The organism is Hymenobacter sp., from assembly GCF_031398885.1.
Classification (GTDB): Bacteria; Bacteroidota; Bacteroidia; order Cytophagales; family Hymenobacteraceae; genus Hymenobacter.
In genome coordinates, this window is record NZ_JANNOD010000003.1 from 1 (window position 1) to 14771 (window position 14771).

Consider the following 14771-nt stretch of genomic DNA (forward strand, 5'->3'; position numbering starts at 1 on the left):
GGTGGCCGTAATCATCAGCGTTTTCATGGACTGGGGCGAAGCGGTTTTGGTTGGTTGAAGCTTCGACCCAAAGGTCCCGGGCGCCGAGAGGTAAAAACGATGATTTGGGTTAAGAAAGCAATGAGCAATGAGCAATGAGCAATGAGCAATGAGCAAAAGGAACGTCATGCTGAGCTTGTCGAAGCAGCTCGCGTGTGGTAGTAATCCAAACCGTTCAACGAAGCGGGCGAGATGCTTCGGCTACGCTGCGCCCCGCTCAGCATGACACTCCTTTTGCGCACTGCGCACTGCTCATGGCCCTAGCCGCGGCCGCGAATGCGGCTCAGGCTCTCGGGCTTGATGCCCAGGTAGGTGGCAAGGAGCCGCTGCGACACACGCTGCACCAGCTGCGGCCGCTCGCGGAGCAGGCGCTCGTACCGCGCCGCGGGGGTTTGGTTGAGCAGTTCCACGCCCCGGGCCTTGCTGCCCCGGTAGGCCTGCTCGGCCATGAGCCGGCCAAACCGCTCGAATACCGGCCGCTCCTCGTACAAACGATACAAATCCGAGTGGCTCAGCAGCCAGACCCGGGTTGGTTCCAGGGCCTGAATGTTCTGCGCCGAGGGCTGTTGGTCCAGGAAGCTGTCGTAGTCGGCGTACCACTCGCCCTCGAAAAAAAACTGGCCGGTGTGCTCCTCGCCCTGCACGTTGTAGAAATAGCGCAACGCCCCGTGCTCAATGTACGCCGCCGCCCGGCACACCTCGCCCTCGCGCAGCAGCAGCTCCTTCCTGGCCAGCTGCCGCGGCTGGAGCACCGCCCGGAACGCGGCCAGATCGGCGGCGTTCAGGGGCAGCAGCGCGCGCAGCTGCGCGGCCAGGGCTTCGGGAAAAACGGGTGAAATTGGCGCGTGCACGGGCCGAAATTACGTGCCGCAGGCCAGCTCCCAGTGGCTCGACCAGTCAGCGGGCGGGCGAGGACAGCCGCCGTGTCCAGACCAGGCCAAGCCAATGAAAAACCCTGGCCGCACAACGGGCCAGGGTCATCCAATCTAGCTATTCGCCAATAAGGCTGCTGCCGCTACCCCAGCGCCGTCACGCCGGGCAGCTCCTTGCCTTCCATGTATTCGAGCAGGGCGCCGCCGCCGGTGCTGATGTAGCTCACCTGCTCGCCGAAGCCCAACTGCTGCACGGCCGCGGCCGAGTCGCCCCCGCCGATGAGGGAGTAGGCGCCGCCGGCCGTGGCCTCGGCAATGGCGCGGGCCACTTCCTCGGTGCCCAACGAGAAGTTGCTCATCTCGAACACGCCCATCGGGCCGTTCCACAGAATGGTCTTGCTCGTGCGGATGACTTCGGCGAAAGCTTCGCGGCTCTGGGGGCCCAGGTCGAGGCCCATCCAGCCGTCGGGGATGGCGTGGTTGGTGGCCAGGTCCACGTCGGCATCGTTGGCGAAGCGGTTGGCGATGATAGAGTCGGCGGGCAGCAGCAGGTTCACGCCTTTATCCTTGGCTTTTTGGATGAGCTCGCGGGCCAGGTCCACCTTGTCGGCTTCGAGCAGGGAATTGCCCACGTGCCCGCCCTCGGCCACGGCGAAGGTGTAAGCCATGCCGCCGCCGATGAGCAGGTTGTCGACCTTGTCCAGCAGCTTTTCGATGATGAGAATCTTGTCCGAAATCTTGGCCCCGCCCATGATGGCGGTGAAGGGCCGCTCGGCATGGTCGAGCACCTTGCGGGCGTTATCCAACTCGGATTGCAGCAGGTAGCCGCCCACCCGGTCCTGCGGGGCAAACGAGTCGGCCATGACGGCCGTGGAGGCGTGGGCCCGGTGCGCGGTGCCGAAGGCGTCGTTGACGTACACGTTGCCCAGCGCGGCCAGCTTGGCGGCAAAGGCTGCGTCGCCGGCTTCCTCCTCCTTGTAGAAGCGCACGTTGTCGAGCAGCAGCACCTGGCCGGGCTGCAAGGCGGCGGCTTTCTGGACGGCTTTTGCCCCCAGCACGTCGCCGCCCCACTGCACGTCGCGGCCGTACTCCTGGCGCAGGCGCAACACCAGGCTTTCGAGCGAATACTTCTTCTCGTAGCCGCCCTTGGGCCGGCCCAGGTGCGAGAGCAGCACCACGGCGCCGCCGTCATTGAGGATTTTCAGCACCGAGCGCGTGGCCATGCGGATGCGGGTGTCGTCGGTGATGTGCAGGTCTTTGTCCAGGGGCACGTTGAAGTCCACGCGCATCACGGCGCGCTTGCCAGCGAAGTTGTAGGTGTCGAGGGTGTTCATGTGGGGGAAGTGGAGAAAGAGGGAGGTGTGGGATGACGCAAAGAACGTCATGCTGAGCGTAGTCGAAGCATCTCGCGTGCTTCACTAATCTCAATCGGTCAACGATGCGAGCGAGATGCTTCGACTACGCTCAGCATGACGTTTTATTTTCCCCCTTCACCTCATTCCTTCATCACCCCATCACCTCCCTTACCTTTGCCTCACTTATGCGAATCGGTATTTTTTTCGGGGGCACTTCGCGCGAGCGGGAAATTTCTTTCGCCGGCGGGCGCACCGTTTTTGATAATCTCGACAAGACGCTGTTTCAGCCCGTGCCCATCTTCGTCGACAGCCTGGGGCAGTTCATTCTGCTCGACTGGCCGTTCATCTACAAGGGCACCATCCGGGACTTTTACCCGCCGGTGGCCTCGCTGCCGCCCACGCTGCACCCCTGGCAGGTCTACATCGAGAGCCTGGGCGAGCTGAGCCACGAGGCGCGGTTCCACGCCATTGCCAAGGTAGGCCGGCAGGTGCAGGCCGAGGAGCTGCCGCTGCTCATGGACTTCGCCTTCCTTGCCCTGCACGGCCCCGGCGGCGAAGACGGCGCCATCCAGGGGCTGCTGGAATGGCTGGGCCTGCCGTACTCGGGCTCGGGCATTTTGCCGTCAGCTTTTGGCATTGATAAGGTTGCGCAGAAAAACCTGTTGCACGCCCTGGGCCGGCCCACGCCCGCCTTCCGCGCCATCACCGCCGAGGAGTGGGACCGCACCGACCACGCCGCCACGCTGGCCTACTTAGTGCGCGAGCTGGGCCTGCCGCTGGTACTCAAAGCCCCCCGCCAGGGCTCCAGCATTGGCGTAAGCATCCTCAAAACCGACGACCTGGCCCAATTTGAGGCGGCCGTGGAGCGCAGCCTGTTCCGCCGCACCCTCACCCGCGCCGAGTGGCAGCGCCTCGACGAGGCCGGCCGCCTGGCCTGGGTGCAGCAGCTCACCGACATCCGTGAGGGCATCGGCCTACCCGTTACGCTGGCGCTTAATGAGGAATTAGGAATGAAGAATGAAGAATTGGGAGATGATAATTCTTCATTCCTCATTCCTAATTCCTCATTGAGCGAAGCGACTATTTATCATCCCGAAACCCTGCTCTTTACCCTGAGCGAATGGCTGGAGAAGGCTGAGCAGGTACGGCTGACCAGCTTGGACGGCGAAACCCAGGTGCTGGTGGAAAGCTTCGTGGCCGGCCGCGAGTTCAGCTGCATTGTGGTGGAAGACCCCAGCGGCGCGCCGCTGGCCCTGCCACCTACCGAGATTGTGAAGGGCGACGAGCTGTTCGATTACCGCTCGAAGTACCTGCCCGGCCTGGCCCGCAAGGTCACGCCCATCGACCTGCCGGAAGCCAGCATCCAGGCAATCCGGGACGCCTGCGAGGAAATGTTCCGCACCTTCGGCTTCCAGGTGTACGCCCGGCTGGATGGGTTTTATTCTGAGTTGTCGGTTGCTAGTTATCAGTTGCCAGGCCCTGATTTAAATCAAGAATTTCGACCAACAACTAACAACGAGCAACTGACAACTAACAACGAGCAACTGACGACTAAAATCTACCTCAACGACCCGAACACGACCTCGGGCATGCTGCCGGCTTCGTTCTTTTTTCACCAAGCGGCCGAAATCGGACTCAACCCCAGCCAGTTCCTCACCTACCTCATCCGCACGTCGCTGGCAGCCCGCAAGCGCAACGGCATGAAACCGGTGCAGCTTAAGCAGCAAATGCTGCTGCTTGATGAAGCCATTTCAGCTCGCCAGCACGAGGCCACCGAGCGCATCCGCGTGGCCGTGATTATGGGCGGCTACTCCTCCGAGCGGCACATTTCGGTGGAGAGCGGGCGCAACATTTACGAGAAGCTCAGCTCCTCGGCCAAGTACGCGCCGGTGCCGGTGTTCCTCACCGGCTCGGCCCGGGAGCACCGCCTCTACGTGCTGCCCGTGAACGTGATGCTGAAGGACAACGCCGACGACATCCGCGAGAAAATCGAGCACGCCGAGGCCGGCGAGGCCCCGCACCCCATCCTGGCGCGCATCCGCCGCGAGGCCAGCGTAATTACAAGCACCTACGCGGGCCAGGCCCTGGCCCAGCCGCGCCGCATCTCGTTCGAGGAGCTGGCCGGACTGGCCGACGAAGTGTTCATTGCCCTGCACGGCCGGCCCGGCGAGGACGGTGCCCTGCAAGTGGAGCTGGAGAAGCTGGGCCTGCCCTACAACGGCTCGGGCGTGGCCAGCAGCAGCGTCACCATCAACAAGTTTGAAACGAACCAGCGCCTGCGCGCCGCCGGCCTGCGCGTGGCCGACCACCGCCTGGCCCCCAAGCTGGAGTGGCAGGCCGACGCCGAAAGCTTCTACCGCAGCCTCGAAACGCAGTTTCCCTACCCCTTCATCGCCAAGCCCGCCGACGACGGCTGCTCATCAGCGGTGAAGAAAATCAAGTCCCGCGCCGAGCTGGCCGCGTTTAGCCAGCTCATTTTCCGCACTGAGGAAGACCTGACGCCCGGCCCGGCCCAGGTGCTGCAACTGGGCTTCAAAGAAGAGTTTCCGCGGAAGGATGCTTTTCTGGTTGAAACGCTCATCGGCCGCGACGGGGCGGCTCACTTCCTGGAAGTCACCGGCGGCCTGCTTACTTCTTACGACGAGGACGGGCAACTCGACATTGAGGTGTTCGAGGCCAGCGAGGCCCTGGCCACCGGCGAGGTGCTGAGCCTGGAGGAAAAATTCCTGGCCGGCGAGGGCCAGAACATCACCCCCGCCCGCTACGACGCGGACCCCGCGGAGCGCCAGCGCATCTCCAACGAGGTGAAGGCCGTGCTGCGCCGCGTGGCCGAAGTGCTCGACGTCCAGGGCTACGCCCGCATCGACGCCTTCGTGCGGGTGCGCGCCGAGGGCGAAGTCGAGGTGCTCATCATCGAAGTCAACTCCCTGCCCGGCATGACGCCCGCCACTTGCATTTTCCACCAAACGGCCCTGGCCGGCTACACGCCCTACCAGTTCATCGACCGGATTCTGGACTTCGGCAAAGCGCGGGCCAGTCGGATAGTGGTTAACGATTAACGGTTAGTGGTTAATTATTAAAAACCCTCCTTCTCAATTCTGACCCACCCCCAGCGTTGACCACTGACCGCTAACCGTTAATCACTAACCACTAAAAAATGGCTTTCCTTTCTGCAAATTCTCCGCTCGACGTGCTTAAGCACCTGTTGCTCATCGTGACGGTGGGGGCACTGCTCGTGCTGGGCTTTTTCTACGTGTACCTCCCCATGAGCACCCACCACGGCGAAACCATTACGGTGCCCAAGGTGACGGGCATGAACCTGGCCGACCTGGAAGACTATCTGAAGCAGCGCAACCTGGCCTACTTCGTGGACGACTCCAGCTACAGCCCCAGCATCCGGCCCTTCACGGTGCTGGTGCAGGACCCCGCGCCGGGCGAAAAAGTGAAGGAGGGCCGCAAAATCTACTTGCAGGTGAGCATGAAAAATCCGCCGGTGATTAAGATGCCCAACCTCACCGGCGGGTCCTCCAAAAACGCCATGCTCATCCTGAAAAGCTACGATTTGGTGGTGGGCCAGATTCAGCTGGTGCCGGACATGGCCGCCGGCTCGGTGCTCAAGCAGCTCGTCGGCGGCAAGGAAATAGCGCCCGGCGCGCCCATTGCCAAAGGCACCCGGGTAGACCTCGTGGTGGCCGACGGCCAGGGCAACCAAACCTTCGCCGTGCCCAACCTCGTGAACATGCCCGAGGACGAGGCCATCACCCTGCTGGTGGGCCAGGGCCTGCAGAAAGGCGAGGTGTTTGAGCTGCCCGCGGAGGACGGCCAGACGGCCGGCACCGTGGTGCGCCAGCGCCCCGTGGCCGGCCCCGACGCCACCATCCGCATGGGCCAGCTGGTGGATATCTGGGTGGCGAAGTAGTGCCGGGGCGGGCGAAGAACAACTGCCGTGCGGCGCTTGCCGAGGCTTGACGCGCTACGGGCCAAGCACTATTTCTCTTGCTTTTGTCGTTGGATTCTCAAAGCCTTCCCTCTATGACCACACCCTTTCGCACGTGCCGCCGGGTACTGCTACCCGCGCTGCTTTTGGTAACCGGAGCCGCTGGGGCGCAAGTGGCCCCGGTCCTGCCCCTCTCCGCCGACCCCGCGCGGGCGGCCCACGCCCCGTCAGCGGCCCAACGGGCCCGGGGCCAGCAGCGCGGCGCGGCCGTGCTGAGCCTGCCCTTTTTTGATGATTTCACCGCCCCCCTCGAAGGCCCTCCGAAGGCGCAAAACTGGCTGGCTACCGGCGGGGCCCTGGTCAGCAACCGGCTGGCGCTGCAGCCCCTCACGCGCGGGGCCGCCACCCTCGACGGCCTCAGAGCCAACGGCCAGAGCTACAGCAACGCCATCACCGGCTCGTACGGCGCCATCGATTCGTTGACGTCGCAGCCCATTAACCTGGCGGGCCTCACGGCCACCGACCGGGTGTACCTGAGCTTCGCCTGGCAGGCCGGCGGCCTCGTGGGCGTGCCCAACCCCAGCACGGGCAGCACCCCGGTGCGCCTGGAGCTGTTCGTGAAAACGGACGTTGGTACCCTGGAGCGGGTCTGGTTTCAGGAAAGCCAACGCCGCATCACCGGCTTTCGCCAGCAGGTCATTGCCCTCGACCAGGCCAAATACTTGCACGGGAGCTTCCAGTTCATGTTTGTGGCCAGCGGCAACCGGTCCGACAACAGCGACGGCTGGCACGTGGACTACGTGCTGCTCGACCGCAACCGCGCGGCGGGCCTGGCCGACACCACGTTTCAGGACGTGGCCATCAGCGCGGGCCTGCGGGGCCGTAACGCGTCGGGGGGGCTGAATAGCCCGCTGCGCCGGTTCACGGCCATGCCCGTCTGGCAGTTCAACGCCGCTAGCCCGCCCACCAGCGAACTCAACCCCGACCTGGGCGTGAACACCACCAACCTGCGTCCCGGGGGGCTGCCCTTGCCCATCGGCCTTCTGGGCACGGTGCGCGAGTTGCCGGCGGGCACGCTGCTGGGCACCTGGCGCCAGGGCACCAAAGCAGTGTCTGGCAGTCCGCGTCAGGACAGCGTGCTGGGCGCGGCCAGCCGCGTGCCCCTGCCCACTACCGCCATCGCCAAGCGCTTGCGCTACACCCTGGCGCTCAACACCCAGGAAAATACCCCCAGCCGCAACACCCTGGCCAACGACACCATTTTTCGCGATGTCGAGCTGGATAACTACTACGCCTACGACGACGGCTCGGCCGAGAACATTATCGCCCTGACGCCTTTTAATACCGGCCCGGCGGCGGCGTTCGCCTACCGCTTCGACCTCAACCAACCCGACTACGTGGGCGGCCTGCGCCTCTACCCCGCGTTCACGGCCTCGGACCGCGCCAACCGGTTGGTCACCATCAGCGTGTGGGACGACGATGCCGGACGCCCCGCCAACCTGCCCCGGGCCACCAAAACCTTTACGATTACCAATCCCCTGCCCGCGGGCGAACTGTTTGTGGACATCGCCTTCGACCAGCCCGTCCGCGTCACCGGCACCTTTTACGCGGGCTACTCGCAGGCCTCGACGGGCCGCTTCCTGCACTACGGCCTCGACCTGAACAGCAGCCCTCCCGCCGGGGTTTTTTGGGGCCGCGATAACAACGGTGCCTGGAACACGGTCAACCTACCGCTGGGCCGCGGGGCCCTGATGATGCGCCCCGTGATGACCAACGGCGTGGTCACCGCCACCGTTTCGGCCCGCGAAGCCGCCGCCTACAGCCTGTATCCCAACCCGGCCCGGGGCACCGTTACCGTGGCCGGGCCGGGCTTCGCCCGCGCCGCCGTGCTCGACGCCCTGGGCCGCCTGGTATGGGAGCAGCCAGCGGGCAAGGCCGGCCAAGCCACGCTCGCCTTGCCCGCCTTGCCCGCTGGGGTCTACCTCGTGCGCCTGACCCTGGCGGATGGCCGCACCGTGGGCCGGCGGCTGATGCTGGAATAATTGCCGTGCAATACAGTGACGAGGTACAAACAAAAAGGCCCGCTGGAATTCCAGCGGGCCTTTTTTACGAAAGAATTAAGGCGAAGAATGTTCAGAAGGCACCAGACCGAAGCCGGGGCTTTATCACTACTTCGCTGGGAGCCTACTTGGCGGGCATCAGCACGGTGTCGATTACGTGGGTCACGCCATTGCTCGAAACGACGTTGGGGATGGTCACGGTGGCCGTGCCGCCTTTGGCGTCTTTCAGCATCACGCCGCTGGCGCTTTTCATCACCGTCAGCTGCTCGCCTTCCACGGTGGTCAGCACCTGGCCGTTGGTGAGGTCGGCGGCGGTGAGGCGGCCGGGCACCACGTGGTAGGTCAGGATTTTGGTGAGCGTCGGCTTCATCTCGGGGGTCACCAGCGAATTTACCGTGCCGGCGGGCAATTTGTCAAACGCCGAGTTGGCGGGGGCGAATACGGTAAAAGGACCGGCTCCTTTCAGGGTTTCGACCAGGCCCGCGGCCTTGACGGCGGCCACCAGCGTGGTGTGGTCAGCGCTGCCCGCGGCATTGTCCACGATGTCTTTGTCGGGGGTCATCATGGCGCCGCCCACCATCACTCCGCCCGTGGCGGAAGTGGTGGTCGTGGTCGTGGTGCCGTCGCCCGTGCCACCGCCCATCGGGTCACCGGCGCGGGGTTTGGTCTTGGCTTTCATCTTATCGCCCGAGTCTGACTTGCCTTTGACTTTCATTTTGCCATCATCGGTCATCTTGGACTTGGTGGTCATGCCGTCGGCCGTGGTCTTGCTTTTTTCGGCGTCAGCCTTGGTTTTTGTGGCGTCCTGGGCCAAAGCGGGCGCAGTGAATGCGGCGGTGAGGGCCAGGGCGGCGAGGAATGGTTTCGTGTTCATGCGACAGAAAAAAATGGGGTGAATAGGACGTATGGGCCCTTGTACGCGCTACGGCTCAGTTTGGATACGCCAACCAACAATGTTCCTGATTAATGCAAAATGATTATTAATAAGTAATATTATATCTAACAAGATGCTATTTTTGTGAACGATGAGGGATGAGCGTTGGCGCTGACGGACGGCGGCCAAGAACCTTTGCCGCCGCTAATGAACAGAACATCTACCCTCGTGAAAGCTGCTTGTTCAAGTTACTGGCTGCTTGCCGGTTGGCTGGCCGGTGCCCCCGGCGCGGCCGCGCAGCCCGCGCCGGGGGCCGCGTGGTGCGGCACGGCTCCCCCCACGGCCGCCGAACGGGCCCGCGTGCTGCGCGAGGTGGTGCCGCTGGAGCGGCAGCTCGCCGCCCGGGGGGCGCTGGCGAACCACGTGACGTACCTGCCCCTGCGCATCCACATCCTGCGCGAAACCAACGGCGCGGGCGGGACTTCCGAAGCGGACATTTTTGCGTCGATTGCCGGCACCAACCAGCTCTACCGCGCGGCCCACATCCAGCTTTACGTGTGCGGGCCGCTGCACTACATCAACAATTCGGCTTGGTACGACATGAGTTCGGGCGCCGTGGAAAATGACTTGTGCACCCCCAACGACGACCCCAACGCCATCAACGTCTACTACGCCCACTCCATAACCAGCGGCGGCAACTCGGTGTGCGGCTACTCGTACGTGCCCGGCAACCGGGCTTTGCTGGCCTGCAACAACACCCACGTGCTGGCCCACGAGCTGGGCCACGCCCTGGGCCTGCCTCACCCCCAGCAAGACGGCAACCACCCCGTGGTGAGCGAGCGCGAGCTGGTGCGGCGCACCAACTGCACCGCCAAGGGCGACCAAATCTGCGACACCCCGGCCGACCCCTTCGACCGGCCCGGGGCCACCCAGACGAACTGCGTGTACACCGGCACCATCACCGACGCCAACGGCGACCGGTACGCGCCGCTGATGGCCAACACCATGAATTACTGGCAGTGCGGCGGCGATGCCCTGACGCCGGGCCAGAGCGCCCGCATGGAGGCCACCCGCCTCGCGGCCCACGCCGCCCGCACCTGCGCCGAGCTTACCCCGGCCGCGCCCACGCAGCTCACGGCGGCAGTGGTGCCCTACGGCGGCGGCGTGGCCCTGCGCTGGACCGACAACGCCGCCGACGAGCTGGGGTACTTCGTGGAGCGGGCCAGCGGTGCGAATGACGAGTTTGCCGCCATCGCGACCGTGCCCGCCGACGGCACCGCCTACGCCGACGCCACGCCCCCGGCCTTGGCCCGGGTGCGCTACCGCGTAAAGCCCATCAACGCCGCCGGCGCCTTCAGCAACGAAGCCTGCGTGACAGCCGACGTGACGTACTGCGCCACGGCCTTCACCGGCAACAATTGCCCACCCGCGGGCCTGCCCATTTACCTCGACGAAGTGCAGATACTGCGCGGGACCACCGCCGTGCTCAGCAACGCAGCATCTGGCTGTGGCACCTACGCCTCGTTCATCACCCGCCCAGCGGTTGTACAGGCCGGCAGCACCTACACCCTCCAAACCCGCATTCCCACGCTGCCCAACGGCTCTATTTATCCCCAAATCATTTATGCCTGGGCCGATTTCAACCACAACGGCAGCTTTGCCGACCCGGGCGAACTGCTTTGCCAGGGACCTTCGCAGTACAACCTCCTGAGCGCCCCCTTCACCATTCCCGCCACCGCCCCCCCGGGCTGGATGCGCCTGCGCGTGCGCTCTCAGAGCGACTTTTACCCTGCTCTGGGCGATGCCTGCGCCACGGGCGTTTACGGCGAAACGGAGGACTACACCCTGCTCATTCCGGGGGAAATCACAGGCACTGGAGTGGCCCGGAAGGGCCCTGGTTTCACGTTATTTCCCAACCCGGCTTCGGCCGGTGTTCCGCCGGCGGCCCTGCTCACCGATAGCCCCGCGACGGGCCCGACTCAGCTCCGCATCTGCAACCTGCTGGGCCAGGCCATGACCCCCGCCCTGACCCTGCGCCCCAACGTGCGCACCGACCTGCCCGTGCGCGGCCTGGCGGCCGGCCTGTACGTAGTGCGGGTGCTAAGCCCCGCCGGCGAGAGCCAGCAGCGGCTGGTGTTGTACTGAGGCTTTGGGTTCATGAAAAGCAAAAGCCCCGTTTCCGGCTTGGAAACGGGGCTTTTCAGTGGCCGCGTTAGGAATCAGCCTCCCCGACACGTTCGGATTGAATCCTACTTAAAAATACGCCTAGGATGTAGTATGGGCGCATAATCAATAGGGCTCATCTGAATGAATCTGGCTAATGTTGGGATTAATCGTCCGTTTTGTCCCCTATTTGTCCCCCAGTCAGGGGACAACGCGTACTTTTGGGGAACAGCTTCTTCCCTCTATAATGGCTTCCATCTCATTTCTATTAAAGGAACCTAACGCCACGAAGGTTACTCCTATTTTCGCGTTCCTGAGCTTCGATGGCCAGCGCGCCAAAGTATACACGGGCCTGAGCATCCTGCCCAAGCAGTGGCTCAAAGCAGACCAACGCGCTCAGGTACGTGGCTATCCCGACAATGGCACTCTGAACGACGCGCTGGAGTTGGCCGAAAAACAACTGCTCACCTGTTACCAAAACCAACGTGCCCAAGGGATGCTGCCTTCGGTTGAGGTCCTACGCGCCGCCATCGTGCCGGCACTGCCCGTGCCGAAGCCCGCACCAGCGCTCAGCTTCTGGCAGCACGTCGGCGAGTGGGAGAGCCAGAAGCGAGCTGCCGGCCTACTCAACACGGCCCGCACCTACGCCACAGCCATCCGGCACCTGCGTGAATTTGCTCAGACTACCGGCTACGCCGTAGATTTCGACACCATCACGCCCACCTTCGGCGACAAGTTCACAACCTATCTTGTAGAAAAGGTCCGACTGACCGACAATACCGTGAGCAAGGTGCTGGCCCGTGTGAAACGGTTCATGAAGTGGGCTGCCGAGCGCGGGCTGCACACCAACACGCGCTACACCCAGTTGCGCTGGGCCCTGCGCGAGCCGGACGTGATGACACTCACCGCTGCCGAGGTGGCCCACTTGGCGGCGCTGTCCCTACCAGCTGGCGGCTACCTCGACAACGCCCGCGGCTTATTCCTGCTCAGTTGCTACACCGGCCTGCGATATTCAGACTTGGTGAGCATCCAGCCTCAGCACCTGCACGGCACAACGCTACGCCTTGTGATGCAGAAAACGCGGGATGTAGTGACGGTACCCTTACGCGCCGAGGCAGTAGTCCTTGTGGGCCAATTGCTGAGCGGCGAGCTGCGGCCGGTGGCCAATGCCGTACTGAACCGCTACCTAAAAGAGTTGGGGCAACGCGCCGAGTTGGCAAGCCCTGTAGAAGTGGTACGCTACCGCGCTGGTAAACGGGAGAGCGAGACACTCCCAAAGTGGCAGCGCCTGACATGTCACACAGGACGGCGCACCTTTGCCACGCTGGCGTTAGAGCAGGGCCTGCGCCCGGAACTTGTGATGAAGATTACTGGGCACAAAAGCTGGGCCAGCTTTAAGCGCTACGTCAACATAACGGCCGACGTGGTGAGCCGGGAATTTCATAAGGTGTATGGGGGCGGAGCATGATGCATGAGCATCGAATAAAGCGTTAGTAATTATGTCAATATCTAAGCATTCCTTCCCTCAGGCTTGCTATCATTGGGGAGTCATCACGCACAAAGCACGTCTATTACCACTTGTATATGAATAGTCCTTGGACAGAGTTAGAAGGTGAATTTCCCGAAGAAACGCCCTATGGCAATGCCCTGGAGTACTTCGAATACAGGCGAAGCCTCGCCGTCATGGAATCTGAGGATGATGAGTATGAAAAACATCATCCGGATGAACCTTGGGATGCCGGGCGCAACATCATGTACCACCCCAACTTTGCACAAGCATTTGCGCTTTACATTGAAGGTCAGCACGAAGGGGAACATAAGTTAAGTCTTCATGAGGTTTACCATTACCTTGAAAAGAGATTTTGTCAATCAAAATACTTAGAGAAACCTGATTGCGACTATCTCACCGACGCATTACTTGAATATACATCTGTTTTTAACCCAAAGACTGAACGGGCTTTGAAATGGTTAGAGGCAAAAAAAGCAAGCTTACCTGCTTGGCCACCCAAGTTCGCCAGAGATTCGAGCGCTGAACTACAGCGCATATCAAGTGAGGGGATTAATCCTAGTACTCCTCTGTGGGACACCCAACAACCGGTGCTCGGCGAGCCATCAAGTGAGGGGGGTAATCCTAGTACTCCCCTAAATGATAATAGTGATGTGCCACGCTCTTGGAGTTGGAAAGGTACCAAGGGGGAACTCACTCTAATAGCTAATATGCTTATTGATTCGGGCTTGGTTGAGGTTAGCAAAAACAACAAAACAGCTTTTTATAAACAGTTAGGTTTCTTTTTGAACGAGGATTTGGGTCATAATCCTATGAACAATTTGAATACCACTAGAAGCAAAAAGGGCGATAAACAGTCGATACTTGACAAATTGACTGAAGCTTTCAATGAGCTTATGTCGGCAAAATAAAAATTATAAAACATTTATTTTCAATTGCATACAATTAAAAACACTGTAGTACATCTGTATTACAGTGTTTTTTTATGCGGGCCGGCATCCCTTTGTGGTATGCTATCGGCACACTCCCCGAGGCATAGACCGTATGCAATTTGTTCTAATAAGCTCATGCAAACCATTATTACCACGGGCGTATCTTATGCCCAACTCCTTGAGGACTTAAGAGCCTTAGTGCGCTACGAAATTCATCAAGGGCCCGCAGCGTCGGCACACTCCTCCTCTAGCCACGAAACCGAGCAGGTGCTGTCGGTACCCGAAGCCGCGAAGATGCTGGATATCTGCCTGCAAACGCTGCACGATTGGAAAAGGCGGGGTCTGCTGCCTTATCACAAGCTCGGCGGCCGCACTTACCTCAAACGGTCCGATGTGTTGGCGGCCTTGCAAGGGCACCAACGCTCCCCCAAAGGGGGAAAACCGGCTCGGCCGATTAAATAATTTATTCTCTTCTACCCCCTCAAGACTGTAGATAGCAAATCGGAAATCCTCCTTAGGATTCACCTTGTTTAACTTACTCCCTTCAAGCAATTATGTGCCCCTTGGGCACCACTCGTCCGCTTTCCCGTCGCAGCCTTCGCACTCGTCCACTGGCGCGAGCACTCCTAGTTCATTAATTAGGAAGACAACGGACAATGATTACACTCATCTTAGTCCCTTCCAAACAAAAGCTCAGAACAAGCAATGGACCAACGCACTCGTTGAAGCGCTTACCCAATTGGGAAGTTCGCTGCACAAGAAATACTGGAACACATGGCATTGTTGCCAACGACTGGTTCCCTACGAGGGGCGCCTCCGGGCTGGCTCCTATTGCAAAAACCGGTGGTGTTTGGGCTGCGCGCGCATCGAATCGGCCCGGCTCAGTCGCCACTGTCCGCTTCCCTAGATAGTGAGCCAGTTGTGAGTAGAGAAAAGCGTATTTTTCACTACCTGACAACTGAGACATGAAAAAGGGACGATTCAGCGAAGCCCAAATTGTGGCCATTCTGCAACAGCAAGCCAGCGGGCAAA

At 61.5% G+C, this 14771-nt stretch carries 10 protein-coding genes; 7 read left to right on the plus strand and 3 right to left on the minus strand.

Translation table 11 applies throughout. The features are described from left to right. Positions 1 to 299: 299 nt before the first annotated feature. Both RMO51_RS00250 and RMO51_RS00255 read right to left on the minus strand, forming a co-directional pair. A complete protein-coding gene (locus RMO51_RS00250; RefSeq protein ID WP_310390956.1) occupies positions 300 to 890 on the minus strand; it encodes a Crp/Fnr family transcriptional regulator in 591 nt (196 codons plus the stop codon). Between the two features lie 164 nt (positions 891 to 1054). Further along, complete coding sequence (locus RMO51_RS00255) at positions 1055 to 2245, minus strand: phosphoglycerate kinase (protein WP_310390957.1); 1191 nt, start codon at positions 2243 to 2245, stop codon at positions 1055 to 1057. Positions 2246 to 2451: 206 nt separating this feature from the next. On the opposite strand from RMO51_RS00255, the gene RMO51_RS00260 reads away from it, so the two are divergent. From RMO51_RS00260 to RMO51_RS00270, 3 genes are all read left to right on the plus strand, one after another. Next, positions 2452 to 5325, plus strand: a complete 2874-nt coding sequence (locus tag RMO51_RS00260) for a D-alanine--D-alanine ligase (protein ID WP_310390959.1) — start codon at positions 2452 to 2454, stop codon at positions 5323 to 5325. Positions 5326 to 5423: 98 nt separating this feature from the next. After that, the gene (locus tag RMO51_RS00265; protein WP_310390961.1) at positions 5424 to 6185 is read left to right on the plus strand and encodes a PASTA domain-containing protein; all 762 of its coding nucleotides are present in this window, start codon (positions 5424 to 5426) and stop codon (positions 6183 to 6185) included. 113 nt (positions 6186 to 6298) lie between these two features. After that, a complete protein-coding gene (locus RMO51_RS00270; RefSeq protein ID WP_310390963.1) occupies positions 6299 to 8245 on the plus strand; it encodes a T9SS type A sorting domain-containing protein in 1947 nt (648 codons plus the stop codon). Between the two features lie 142 nt (positions 8246 to 8387). Here RMO51_RS00270 and RMO51_RS00275 read toward each other — a convergent pair whose 3' ends face one another. After that, a complete protein-coding gene (locus tag RMO51_RS00275; protein WP_310390972.1) occupies positions 8388 to 8906 on the minus strand; it encodes a fasciclin domain-containing protein in 519 nt (172 codons plus the stop codon). A gap of 438 nt (positions 8907 to 9344) precedes the next feature. On the opposite strand from RMO51_RS00275, the gene RMO51_RS00280 reads away from it, so the two are divergent. The 4 genes from RMO51_RS00280 (at position 9345) to RMO51_RS00295 (ending at position 14201) form a co-directional block, all read left to right on the plus strand. Further along, positions 9345 to 11282: a GEVED domain-containing protein gene (locus RMO51_RS00280; protein WP_310390965.1), complete on the plus strand. Its 1938-nt coding sequence runs from the start codon at positions 9345 to 9347 to the stop codon at positions 11280 to 11282. Positions 11283 to 11547: 265 nt separating this feature from the next. Next, on the plus strand, positions 11548 to 12768 hold the full coding sequence (locus RMO51_RS00285) for a site-specific integrase (protein WP_310390967.1): 1221 nt from the start codon (positions 11548 to 11550) through the stop codon (positions 12766 to 12768). A 116-nt stretch (positions 12769 to 12884) separates the two neighbouring features. Further along, a complete protein-coding gene (locus RMO51_RS00290) occupies positions 12885 to 13718 on the plus strand; it encodes a hypothetical protein (RefSeq protein WP_310390968.1) in 834 nt (277 codons plus the stop codon). Positions 13719 to 13874: 156 nt separating this feature from the next. Next, positions 13875 to 14201, plus strand: a complete 327-nt coding sequence (locus RMO51_RS00295; RefSeq protein ID WP_310390970.1) for a helix-turn-helix domain-containing protein — start codon at positions 13875 to 13877, stop codon at positions 14199 to 14201. Positions 14202 to 14771 lie beyond the last annotated feature (570 nt).